The sequence below is a fragment of the Methylosarcina fibrata AML-C10 genome (assembly GCF_000372865.1).
Taxonomy (GTDB): Bacteria; Pseudomonadota; Gammaproteobacteria; order Methylococcales; family Methylomonadaceae; genus Methylosarcina; species Methylosarcina fibrata.
In genome coordinates this window covers 4398020-4410055 of sequence record NZ_KB889965.1, presented here as the reverse complement: position 1 = coordinate 4410055, position 12036 = coordinate 4398020, and the positions used below count along the sequence as shown (strand labels likewise).

Genomic DNA, 12036 nt, shown 5'->3' with positions numbered 1-12036 from the left:
GCTTCGAGGATTTCGCCTTTCCACATCCATAAGGAATCCAGCCATGAAACCACTGCATCGAATCGCCCGCGCCGAACATTCCCACTGGGTCGGCGACGGCTTCCCGGTACGCACCCTGTTTTCCTATAACACCCAGGATGCCGACGTCAGCCCTTTCCTGCTGCTGGATTACGCGGGACCCGCCGAGTTTGCGCCGGCGGCGAAGCCAAGGGGCGTCGGTTTTCATCCTCACCGTGGTTTCGAAACGGTTACCATCGTTTATCAAGGGGAAGTCGTACACCGCGATACCGCAGGCAACGGCGGTTCGATCGGTCCCGGCGACGTGCAATGGATGACCGCGGCGAAAGGTCTTCTGCACGAAGAAATGCACTCCGAAGCCTTTACCCGCCGGGGAGGCACATTCGAAGCCGTTCAGCTCTGGGTTAACCTGCCCGCCCGGTACAAGATGGATACGCCTCATTACCAGTCCATCGGCTACACCCGGATACCGGCGGTCAAACTGGACGACTACGGCAGCATGCTCAGGATCATTGCCGGCGATTTTCAAGGACACAAAGGCCCGGCCCGCACCTACACGCCGGTCAACTTATGGGATCTTCGCCTCTCTGCCGAACAAACCGTTGAGGTCGATCTTCCCGAAGATTACACGACAATCTTGTTCGCCTTGAAAGGCCGCGTCGAAATCAACCGTTCGGCCATTCTGAACGACGTCGAACTGGCTTTCTTTAAACGCGATGGCACCCGGCTCACGCTGACCGCCCGCACAAATTCGATACTGCTGCTGATGAACGGAAAGCCGATCGACGAGCCGATAGCCGGCTACGGACCGTTCGTCATGAATACGCCGGAAGAAATCCGGCAGGCGCTGGCGGATTTTAAGTACCAGGGGCATTAAACGGATGGACGTATTCGCCATTGGATATTTGTCGACGAACTCGACCTCTATTTGCGCGTGGGTGGCCACACTGGAAGATGAGGTGACCGTGTATAACGCTTTTCTAGTGCCGTAGGTCGGGTTACGCTATCGCTAACCCGACCTACAGGGCTTCCACTTTGCCAGGCATTGAGGCCGTAGCCGCAGGAGAATGATATGGGCTTCTCTTTCCGGCCCAAAGGCGCGACGCAAACTCGCCCGGCTTTATTCTCGCGTTTCAACGGGATCGGCTACCGGGGTTTTTCGTATACCCTGCCGCGCAGTATCGAAACGTCGCGCTCGGTTACAGGGGAAGCGCCGTTGCCCCAACTGGAGCGGATAAAAGTGAGTGCTTCGGCGATGTGCCGGTCGTCGAGCTTCTTTGCGAAACTGGGCATTTTTTGATGCTTCGGGCTCATTTGCATGTCGTGAGGCTCGCTCCCTTCGAGCACAAGGCGGATCAGCGAGGTCGGGTCCTCCGCAAGGACGACCGAGTTACCGGCCAGCTTCGGATATTTATTCGCTTCACCCTGGCCGTCGAGCTTGTGGCATTTCGCGCAAAATGACTGATACAGCCCGGCGCCCGGCCGCTCCACCGAACCGGTTTTCAATGCCGCAAGTTTAATGGCCACGTCGCTTTTTTCGGGCTGATAGAACGATTTTTCGCCGCGCGGAGACAGCGATTTCAGATAGCGGGCGATCGCCTGCAGATCGTCGCCGCGCAAATGTTGAGTGCTGTTTTCGATAACCTCCACCATGCTGCCGAACACCGCAGCGCGACTGCCATGGCCGGTTTGCAAGAAAAAGGCAACGTCTTCTTCCGACCATCGCCCCAATCCCGACGCCGGATCTCCTCTGAGATTGACGGCGTACCAGTTGTCGACCACGGCGCCGCTCAAGTAGTGCCGGGACGACTCCGAAAAAGCCTTTTCCTGGAAGGCCAGGCCGCGCGGCGTATGGCAGGCGCCGCAGTGGCCGAGCGTCTGCACCAGATAGGCGCCGCGATTCCATTGCTCGTCGCGACCGTGCCGCGGCTTGAAGCGTTCGTCTTCGACAAAGAGCAGATCCCAGAACCACAGGGTCTGGCGGATGTTGAATGGAAACGGCAGCCTGGTTTCAGGCGGAGCATGACCGACCGGGGCTACCTCGTGCATGAAATAATCGTAGAGCTCGCGAATGTCCTCGTCGCGAATCGCCGAAAACGACGGATAAGGCATCGCCGGGTACAAATAATGGCCGTCCCTGGCAATCCCGTTTCGAACGGCTCGGCTGAAATCTTCCAGAGTATATTTGCCGATGCCGTGGTCCGGATCCGGCGTGATGTTGGTCGAATAAATGACGCCGAAAGGCGAATTGATCGCACGGCCTCCGGCAAACGGAGCCTGCGGCGGATCGGCGGTATGGCAGGCGTGACAGTCTGCCGCTCTGGCCAAGTATGCTCCCCGGCTGAGAGACTCGGGCTCTGCGGGCTGCACCGCCGCCGGCCCCGAAAGGAAGGCCGCGCAAAGGCCGATTGCGGCCTCGAATCTCAGCCGCCTGAAATAAATTGACGCAAGCATGGCCGGCCGCATGACGATCAATACCAGGAACTGCACAGCGGCACCAGTAAAACGGCCAGCGTATTAAAAACGACCGCCACGATAAAGAGGCCGCTCGACATCAGGCCGAGCCTCGATAAAAAACGGATTCTCCCCCGGCGCAGCCGCAGGAAGTCGTCGCGACCGGCCATCGGCTCCAGAGTCTGCCCCCGCCAGACGGTCAAGGCGGCCCATCCCGACAGCAGCGCAAAGGCCAGACAAGCCAGGCTGACCGCCGGCATGACGACCGACCATCCTTCCCAGGAAGGCTCGGGCAACGGCGTCCGATTGGGATAGCAGGCCCGTGCCGCCAACGGTTCGCTCAAAGCGATCTGGAACGCCCAGGCCACCGGCGCACCGAACAGTCCGAGCAATAAACGCAGTGCGTTCATCCATGCCGGTCGATTCGGCCGAAGATTGTTTGCAAATTCGAGTTCGGGAGATAAAGTCATGCGTTTACCGTTTAAAGATAGGGAAACAGATACAACGTCGAAAATACGAACAGCCAGACCACGTCGACGAAATGCCAGTACCATCCTCCGATCGAGACGGCTGCCATGCGTCTGTCGTCGAAATAACCGAGCCCGATCCAGATCAGGAGCAGGAGCAGAATGCCCAGCCCCACGACGACGTGCAGCAGATGAAATCCGGTAATGGTGAAGTACAGCGATCCGTATAGATGGGTCGTGATCGTGTACGTTTTCTTGTGCCATTCGTTGAGTTGAACAAGCACAAAAACAACGCCCAGCACGGACGCTGTCGCCATCGCGGCAAAACTCCACCGCGGATGCCTGAACTCAAGGCAGCGTTCGCTCGCCCAGACAAAGACGCTGCTGGACAGCAGAATCAGCGTGTTTACGCCGGGCATGAACAGATCCGGCAAGCCTTCCGGCGGCCAGGACTGCGCGGTTTGCGAATCCAGATAAAAATAAGTAAACAACAGATAGGCGAATAAGGAGCCTTCGGTCACGATCAGGCTGACGACGCCCCACCATCCGCCCGAGCGCTTGCCGGCGCTGCCGACCGGTAAAGGTTTATCGAGAGAAATCACTTCAGCCACGGCCGCCTCCTTGAATGGCCGTCCGGCCGCTCGGCACGCGTTGCAGCAATCGGTTGCTCGGCCACATCCACGCGATCAGCGACAGGCCGGCTCCAACGATCATGGCCGCGGTGAACAGGCGCCAGTCCAGCAAGAGGCCCACGAACAGAAGCGAGCTGAACAACCCCAGAAAGAACGGCGCATACGAGTCGTCCGGCATTTTCAGGATGATGTCGGGCCTCGCGTCCAGCGGGGTCGTGCCGAGCGTTTCCCGTCCTTCCATCAGCAGATACCCTCTCTCCAGGCTGGAACGGCCGGTCCCCTCGTTAAGACGGTCTTCCCATAACGGATGGCGGCTGGCGATGACCGGAATCACGGCAAAATTGTAAGGCGGCGGCGGCGACGGCGTCGCCCATTCTAAGGTCGGCGCATCCCACGGATTGGCGGACGCAGGAGCGCCGCGCTTCAGGCTGACGATCAGGTTGACCAGAAAAATCAGGATCCCGACGGCAAAGACGAACGATCCCACCGTGGTGATCAGGTTGACCGTGTTCCAGCCCATCTCGGGCGGATAGGTGTAAATCCGCCTGGGCATGCCCAGAAGCCCGGCCACGTGCATCGGAAAAAAGCCGAGATTGAAGCCGAGGAACATGAACCAGAAGCTCCACCGCCCCCAGGTTTCGTTCATCATGCGGCCGAAGAACTTTGGAAACCAGTAATGGATGCCGCCGACGACCGGAAAGACGTTGATGCCGATCAGCACATAATGCAGGTGGGCGACGACGAAATAGGTCTCGTTCAACTGATAATCGAACGGCACGGCCGCCGTCATCACGCCGGACAGACCGCCGATCACGAACAGCAGGACAAAACCGAAAAAAAAGAGAGACGGCGTATTGAACACCGGCCTGCCCAGCCAGATGGTCGCCAGCCAGGCGAATACGGCCACCGCGCTCGGAATGGAAATGACCATGCTGGTGGCTCCGAAAAACGACTGCGCGAGCGTCGGCAGGCCGGTGGCGAACATGTGGTGAATCCAGACGCCGAAGCCCAGCAGCATGGTCGCCATCGTCGACAGCGCCACCGCGGCATAGCCGACCAGGGGGCGCCGGCAAAAAGTGGGCAGCGCGTCGGAAACGATACCCATCGCCGGCAGCACGACCACGTAGACCCAGGGATGTCCGAACATCCAGAACAAGTGCTGCCACAACAAAGGTTGGCCGCCGTTGAGCACATCGAAGAAATGCATTCCCGCATGCCGGTCCAGCCAGAGCAGAAAAAACGCAAGGCTCACCGAAGGCACGGCAAAGACGTTCGCCACCGAAGCGGTCAGCGTGCCCCAGACCAGGATCGGCACCCGGTCGATCGACATTCCCGGAGCCCGCAGGCGAAACAGCGTCACGATGAAATTGATTGCTCCGACCGTGGTCGAAATGCCCAGCAAGACCATGCCGAGCGCGTACACGTCGATATTGGGCCCCGGATCGTATTCCCGGCTTGAGGCCGGCACATAGTTGAACCAGCCGACGTCGGGAGCCTGCCCCAGGGGAAAACTGGCGTAGAGAAACATTCCGGCAAACAGAAAAATCCAGTAGGACAGCGCATTCAGCCGCGGAAACGCCATGTCCCGCGAGCCCAGCATCAAGGGCCACAGATAATTGGAAAACCCCGACAACACCGGCAGCGCGTACAGAAAAATCATCGTGATGCCGTGCATCGTAAAAAGCTGATTGTACTGGTCGGGGCTCAGCAGGGTTTGATCGGGGCCTGCCAATTGCACGCGCATGATCAACGCTTCGATGCCGCCCATCAGCAAAAAAATGAAGGCGGTGACCAGATAACGCAGGCCGATCTCCTTGTGATCGACCGTAGACAACCAGCCGCGCCAGCCGGGCGCGGTTTCCCACAATTCGGCGAGCCGGACTTGTTCGGGAGAGCCGGCGGGAGCGCTGCCCATTTCGGGTATTCGGGAAAGTTCAAGCCTAGGTGAACTGTGTGCGATACCGGTCATGGCGGGGCTCCTCAGTCAAGTGTCGATAAAAAGGCCGCTAATGCGGCGGCTTCCTCGTCCGAAAACGCGAAATCGGGCATTCGTGCTCCAGGTTTCAGTTCCTGAACATGGGCAATCCATTTCATCCGGTTTTCGGGCGTATTGGCCAGCAAGCCGGCGGCGATCAGGCGGCGCGAGTTCAGATGCGTCAAATCGGGACCGTGCTTGCCCTGAGCCTGGGTCCCTCGTACCGAATGGCAGCCGGCGCAATTGTCTCCGAACAGCTTTTGCCCCGACTCCGCTATGCCCCCGGTAACGGGAGCCGCCGTTTGCCGCTGACGTTCCAGCCATTTTTGAAAATCGGACGGACTCTCGGCGACAATCTCGAAATCCATGTGGGCGTGCTGCGCGCCGCAGTATTGCGTGCATTGTCCCCGGTAAACGCCCGGCGCGTCCGCCTGGAGCCATTGCTGATTGGCCAGGCCGGGAATCATCTGGGTCTTTCCGGCCAACACCGGGACCCAAAAGGCGTGGATGACGTCCGCGCTTTTCAGCCGGATCAGCACCGGCCGGCCGACCGGAATATGGACTTCGTTGGCGGTGACGATGCGCCGGCCGGAATCGCTGTCTTCATACTCGACTTTCCACCACCAGTCGTAACCGGTGACCGTCAACGCCAGCGCCGGGGCGCGGCCGGGTTTAGCGACCGAATTCAGCGTGATCAGGACGTAGATCAGCAAAACGAACAGAATTCCTGAAGAAATCCCGGTGCCGACCGTAACCCACAACAGGTCGTTTTTTTCGGGGCCGATCACGGCATTCGCTTCCGCGGCCGGACGTTTCCGGTACAACGCGCCGAGCAGAAGCAACGCGATGATCAGCAAAATCAAGGCCATCAGCGCCGTGATGACCCAACCCAGGTGCATGATCGGCTCAGAAGCGGGGCCGTAGCTGTGCAGAAAATAGTTAAGCGGGCCGTCAGCCGCAGTAGAGGAAACCGGCGCGGCGATGAACGCCGCCGAAAGCAAGTCAGAGATTCGAGCCATGGCGCCGGCCGGATGGATAACCGCTTGCCGCCCTTGTGAGCGGAAGGAATTGCAGAAAAGCCGTATTTATCACGAAACACCTCCTTGATCCCGAATCGAACGGGATGGAATTCATTGCGGATAACATTAGTGGCTCGCTCGGCGTTCGCTTGTTGACGCCAACGCCAGGACGACGCATAACCGTCGTCCATCAGCCAAATTCAACCGGCGAAACGCGGACCGATTCGGCGCCTGGGGCAAAGAACCGGGCAATTCGGACCTATTGAACCCCACGGCAAAAAAATCAAATCATTCAAAATGACTAAAAATTTCAGATTGAGTTCAAATCTTTCCGGAACACAGGCACTGTTTAACGACCGGTCCCGGTTACCGGCCGGCCTCCGGACGAAGCCGCCGCCAATCGGCAGGGTCGGGACGGCTTAACAACTGCGCGACGAAGCGCCGGCTTTGTATCAGATTGTGCCGGGCGGTTTCGCTCAAATCCGCGCCCAATTCGAACGCTTCTCCCCGGATGCCGAGCAGAAAGCAGGGCGGCGGAGATTGTTTGTTGACTTCCCGGTACACCGCCATCAGCGCGGCAGGACTCAATGCATGGCTGGTGTAGTGGATCGCCTCGGCAGGCTCCAGCTCGATAAAATCGAAGGGGCCGGCCGCGGCTACGGACGCGTCCACAAATAACACCAACATCCGGTTTTCCAGGTCCAGAGCGTGTTCGATCTGCCACTGAAAATCGGCGAGCAGCTCGACGTCGCCAAGATCGCAATGCGCTTCGACGTAGTCCAGCAGAAGCGGTCCTAATGCGTCATCGCCCCGGCTGGGATTACCGCAAGCGAACAACAACATCGGCTTAGGCATCGGGCCGCCGTTCGATCAGGCCGTCGGCGTGCTTGATCAACCGGTCGACCCGCTTGCCCTCGGCATCGATCAGTTCGACCTGGAGCGGCATTTTGCCGACGGCATGGGTGGCGCAAGACAGACAAGGATCGTAGGCGCGCACCGCCACTTCGAGGTTGTTCAGTAGCGGCTCGGTCAGCTCACGGCCGGACAGATACCGGGCCGCCACCTGCCGCACCGATTCGTTCATCGCCCGGTTGTTGTGGGTCGTCGAAACGATCAGATTCGCCTTGACCACAATGTCGTTTTCATCGATCCGGTAATGATGAAACAGCGTACCGCGCGGCGCTTCGATCACGCCGATGCCTTCGTACCGTTTTTCACCTTGCGTTACCAGATCGTGTCCCCGAATGTCCGGATCGCGCAGCAATTCCTTGATGCGCTCGGCGCAGTGGAGGGTTTCGATCATGCGCGCCCAATGCGTCGCCAGCGTATTGTGCACCATCGCCTCCGTGCCGTGCGCCTTGAATTCGAGCCGGGCGGCTTCGGCCAGCGGCGTATCGATGAAATCGCAATTGTTGACGCGCGCCAGCGGGCCGACCCGGTACCAGCCGTTTTCCTTGCCCAAAGACAGCAGATAGGGAAATTTCATGTAGGTCCACGAACGGACTTCTTCGTGAATGTACGAGTTGTAGTCGCAATAATCGACGTGATCCAGAATCGTACCGCCTTCGGCGTCCTTGACGCGAAGCCCGCCGTGGTACAGCTCCAGCGCGCCGTCCGGCCGGGTCAGGCCTAGGTAAAGGCTGCGGAGGGTGGCGAAGTCGTCGTAAAACGCCCGGTCCGAATAAAGAATTTTTTGGATCAGGAGTACGGCCGCCGAGGACCAGGCAATGATCTGGTCGATATCGGCCAACAGGGCCTCGCATTCGGCGCTACTCAGCGATTTGTTCATGCCCCCGGCAATGGCGCCGCTGCCGTGAATGCGCTTGCCGGCGACCGCGCGAATGACTTCCTGGCCGTATTTGCGGACCTTGACGGCCTGAAGGCCGATGTCCGGATAGTCCTCCAGCACGCTGAAAATGTTGCGTTTGTGGATGTCGCTTTCGAAACCGAACAACAAATCCGGGCTGGCCAGATAAAAAAAATGCAGCGCGTGGGATTGCAACACCTGACCGAAATGCAACAGTTGCCGCAGTTTGGTCGCGCTCGGCGTCAGCTCATCGGGATCGACGCCGACCAGTTGATCGATGGCCTTGCCGGCCGCCAGATGATGGGAAACCGGGCAGATGCCGCACAAACGCTGCACCAGAATGGGCAACTCCCAATAGGGCCGGCCCTGAATGAAGCGTTCGAAGCCCCGAAACTCGACGATGTGCAGCCGCGCCTGCCGGACCCGGCCGGCTTCGTCCAGCAGCAGGGTGATCTTGCCGTGACCTTCGACGCGGGAGACCGGATCGATGACGACGCGTTTCAGATTATGGACATTTTCAGCGGTTTCTAAATGATCGTACATGTCGGTAATGTTATGGCCGGGTAAGGAACGCAGCGCCTGCCCTACAGTTGAAAACGGAACACCGAATCAATCGTAATGCACCAGTTCGTAAGGCAGGGCCGGCTCGCGCCCTGCCGTCACGTCGCTGAGGAATTTCCAGAAAACGTCGGCCGACGGCGGGCAGCCGGGCAAAAAATAATCGACTTTCACGACTTCGTGAATCGGCCGCACCTGTTCCAGCAGCAAGGGCAGTTCGGGATCGCTCGGTATTTGCGGATTCTCGACGCCGATGCCGTCCAGGTACACTTCCTTCAGGCAGTCTTCCAGCGGAATGAAGTTGCGCAGCGACGGCAAACCGCCGTTGATCGCGCAGGCGCCGACCGAAACCAGGATTTTACAGTGTTTGCGAAATTCCCGAAGCACGTGGACGTTTTCGGAATTGCAGACGCCGCCCTCGATCAGGCCGACGTCGCACGAGCCGCAATGTTCGAAATCGGTCAGGGGCGAGCGGTCGAATTCGAACACGTCCGCCACCTCAAGAATGCGCTCGTCGATGTCGAGCAACGACATGTGGCAGCCGAAGCAGCCTGCCAGCGAAGTGGTCGCGATTTTGAATTTACCGGTCATCGAGCGCTTTCTCCCGGTCCGGACTGATCTGATCGATTCGTTGGTTATCGTAAATGCGCTGTCCGATCGGCACGCTGAAGCCGGTGCGCTTGATCAGGATCGCGCCGGTCGGACAAATCTGCGCAGCCTGGTCGGTCGCCTCGAGATCGGTGTCCTTCAGCAGGCCGCTTTTGGCGTTGACGATCAAATGCTTGGTGATGCCCCGGCCGCCGATCGCGAACACGTCCTTGCCGTCCTTGTCCCGGCTGGCGCGCACGCACAACGTGCAGAAAATGCAGCGGTTGTGATCGATCAGAACGTCGGGATGAGACGCGTCCATGGCCCGCAGCGGATAAAAATGCGGAAAATGATTGTCGAGCATGTTCAGATAATAGCCGACCGCCTGCAACCGGCAATTGCCGCTTTTTTCGCAGCCGGGACACAGATGGTTGCCTTCGACGAACAGCATCTGAGTAATTCTTCGCCGGTCGTCGTTCAGTTCTTTCGTGTTGCTCAGCACCTCCTGCCCGGCCATCGCCGGAAAGGTGCAGGCGGTGCAAATCCGGCCGTTGACCCGGACCGTGCAGAGTTTGCAACTGCCGTGCGGCGCGTAGTCGGGATGATGGCACAAATGCGGAATAAAGATCCCGGCGGCGGCCGCCGCTTCCATGATGGTCTGTCCCTCTTCGAAAGGAATCGCGACGCCGTCGATCGTCAGGCTGTCATTCATCGTCCGCCACCGTTTGTTCCAGATGCGCCGCCGCATCGCTGCGGTTGGCCATGCGCCTTGCGGTTGCCAGCGCGCCGTCCAGGTCGAATCCCGGTTCGAAGCTGATTTTTTTGAGCCGGCTTTGGTACAGTTCGGTATAGCGCTCCAGCGTCGCCAGCACCGGATTCGCCGCGGTCTGGCCGAGGCCGCAGTGGCTGTGCGTCCTGATCAGCCGGGCCAGTTCTTCCAGCGCCAGGACGTCGCCGGCGGCGCCGTGTCCTTCGCAGATCTTGTCGAGCTGCCCTTTCAACAGCGAGGTGCCGACCCGGCAGGGAGTGCAGAATCCGCAGCTCTCGTGGGCGAAAAAATGGGTGAAATTCCGGGCGATTTCCAGAACGTCCCGGCTTTTGTTGAATACCATAAACGAACCGCCGGTCGCCAGATCGTCAAATCCCAGTTGCCGGTCCAGCTCCCGGTCGGAAATGAAGGTGCCGGAAGGCCCGCCTATTTGCAGCCCGAGCACGTCGTCCGCGCCGCAATCGTCCAGTATCGATCGAATCGGGGTGCCGAAGGGGTATTCGTAAACGCCGGACCGGGCGCAATCGCCGCTGATGCTCAACAGTTTGGTGCCGGTCGAGCCTTCCGTGCCGACCCCGGCAAACCAGTCGCCGCCGTACACCGAAATCGCCGACGCCGCGAAGAATGTTTCGACGTTATTGACGACGGTCGGCTTCCCGAGATAACCGTGGGTCACCGGATACGGCGGACGGTTCCGCGGTATGCCGCTTTTGCCTTCGAGCGACTCGATCAGCGCGGATTCTTCGCCGCAGATGTAAGCGCCCGCGCCCAGACGGATTTCTATGTCGAAATTCAGCTTTTCTCCGAGAATCCCGGCGCCGAGCAGGCCGGCCTGGCGTCGCTCCAGCAAGATCCGCTTCAGTTTGTCGTATAGGTGCCGGTATTCGCCGCGCAGATAAAGAAACCCCTTGCTCGCGCCGATGAGCGCGCCGCACAGCGTCATGCCTTCGAAGACCTGATCGGCGAAGGAATTCAACAGAACCCGGTCTTTGAACGTGCCGGGCTCGCCTTCGTCCGCGTTGCAGACCACGTAGCGCTCCGGTGCCTGTTCCGCCGCGCAGAATCGCCATTTCATCGCGGTCCTGAAGCCGGCCCCGCCTCTGCCGCGCAGCCCGGACCGCTCGATTTCCGCGAGCGTCTCCTCCAGTCCCCGGCCGAACGTCGCTTTCAGGGCGCCGCCCCGGGCGATCGGTCGGCTCAACAACAAACCGGACTTTTTGAGATTGTCCTCGACCGCGAAGAATTCCGCCGGCCATGCCCGCAGCGGCACTTTGCCGTTGACCAGGCCGACAATCGCGTCGATGCGCTCGAAGTCCAGCCGGGCCAAGGCATAGCCGTTGATTAGGCCGGACGGACCCTGGTCGCACAGGCCGGTACAGGACGTGTTACCGAGACTGACCCGGCCGTCGCCGCGGACGCCGCCTACGGCAACGCCCAGTTTGTGGGACAAATAATCGGTCAGCTCTTTTCTGCCCGCCATGTGATCGATAATGCAGTCGCTGATCCGGATTTCATAGCGGCCGTTGGGCGTACCGGAAAGAAAACCGTAGAACTCGACGGCATCGACGATCCGGGTTCTCGGGATGCGCAACAAACCGGCCAGCAATTCTATGTTATCGGACGAAACGGCATGATATCGGGACTGAATCTCGATCAGAATTTCCAGCAGATAGGCCGGCTGATGGCCGTATTTCGCCGCAAGGCTTTGAATAAACTGTCGCATGCGTCCGCCGGGAATCGAGGTTGCTT

The 12036-nt window shown here is 59.4% G+C and carries 11 protein-coding genes; 1 reads left to right on the top strand and 10 read right to left on the bottom strand.

What is annotated here, in order from left to right; genetic code table 11:
* Positions 1–43 precede the first annotated feature (43 nt).
* Positions 44–895, top strand: coding sequence for a pirin family protein (locus A3OW_RS0120810; protein ID WP_020565388.1), 852 nt, complete (start codon positions 44–46; stop codon positions 893–895).
* A gap of 269 nt (positions 896–1164) precedes the next feature.
* Here A3OW_RS0120810 and A3OW_RS0120805 read toward each other — a convergent pair whose 3' ends face one another.
* The 10 genes from A3OW_RS0120805 to A3OW_RS0120760 all read right to left on the bottom strand — a co-directional run bounded on the left by A3OW_RS0120805 (position 1165) and on the right by A3OW_RS0120760 (position 12010).
* On the bottom strand, positions 1165–2472 hold the full coding sequence (locus A3OW_RS0120805; RefSeq protein WP_198291346.1) for a c-type cytochrome: 1308 nt from the start codon (positions 2470–2472) through the stop codon (positions 1165–1167).
* A 17-nt stretch (positions 2473–2489) separates the two neighbouring features.
* Positions 2490–2942: a hypothetical protein gene (locus A3OW_RS0120800; RefSeq protein ID WP_020565386.1), complete on the bottom strand. Its 453-nt coding sequence runs from the start codon at positions 2940–2942 to the stop codon at positions 2490–2492.
* 11 nt (positions 2943–2953) lie between these two features.
* Positions 2954–3550, bottom strand: coding sequence for a cytochrome c oxidase subunit 3 (locus A3OW_RS0120795; RefSeq protein ID WP_020565385.1), 597 nt, complete (start codon positions 3548–3550; stop codon positions 2954–2956).
* Positions 3543–5540 carry a cytochrome c oxidase subunit I gene (ctaD, locus tag A3OW_RS0120790; RefSeq protein WP_026223784.1) on the bottom strand — a complete coding sequence of 666 codons (1998 nt, stop codon included), beginning with the start codon at positions 5538–5540 and terminating at the stop codon, positions 3543–3545. The genes A3OW_RS0120795 and ctaD overlap by 8 nt, the downstream gene beginning before the upstream one ends.
* An 11-nt stretch (positions 5541–5551) precedes the next feature.
* Positions 5552–6565 carry a cytochrome c oxidase subunit II gene (gene coxB / locus A3OW_RS0120785; protein ID WP_083918260.1) on the bottom strand — a complete coding sequence of 338 codons (1014 nt, stop codon included), beginning with the start codon at positions 6563–6565 and terminating at the stop codon, positions 5552–5554.
* A 366-nt stretch (positions 6566–6931) separates the two neighbouring features.
* Complete coding sequence (locus A3OW_RS0120780) at positions 6932–7420, bottom strand: hydrogenase maturation protease (RefSeq protein ID WP_020565382.1); 489 nt, start codon at positions 7418–7420, stop codon at positions 6932–6934.
* A complete protein-coding gene (locus A3OW_RS0120775) occupies positions 7413–8915 on the bottom strand; it encodes a Ni/Fe hydrogenase subunit alpha (protein WP_020565381.1) in 1503 nt (500 codons plus the stop codon). The genes A3OW_RS0120780 and A3OW_RS0120775 overlap by 8 nt, the downstream gene beginning before the upstream one ends.
* Positions 8916–8981: 66 nt before the next feature.
* Positions 8982–9521 carry an NADH-quinone oxidoreductase subunit B family protein gene (locus tag A3OW_RS0120770; RefSeq protein WP_020565380.1) on the bottom strand — a complete coding sequence of 180 codons (540 nt, stop codon included), beginning with the start codon at positions 9519–9521 and terminating at the stop codon, positions 8982–8984.
* Positions 9511–10230, bottom strand: coding sequence for a 2Fe-2S iron-sulfur cluster-binding protein (locus A3OW_RS0120765; protein ID WP_020565379.1), 720 nt, complete (start codon positions 10228–10230; stop codon positions 9511–9513). Before A3OW_RS0120765 ends, A3OW_RS0120770 begins: the two co-directional genes overlap by 11 nt.
* Complete coding sequence (locus tag A3OW_RS0120760; RefSeq protein ID WP_020565378.1) at positions 10223–12010, bottom strand: NAD(P)H-dependent oxidoreductase subunit E; 1788 nt, start codon at positions 12008–12010, stop codon at positions 10223–10225. Before A3OW_RS0120760 ends, A3OW_RS0120765 begins: the two co-directional genes overlap by 8 nt.
* Positions 12011–12036 lie beyond the last annotated feature (26 nt).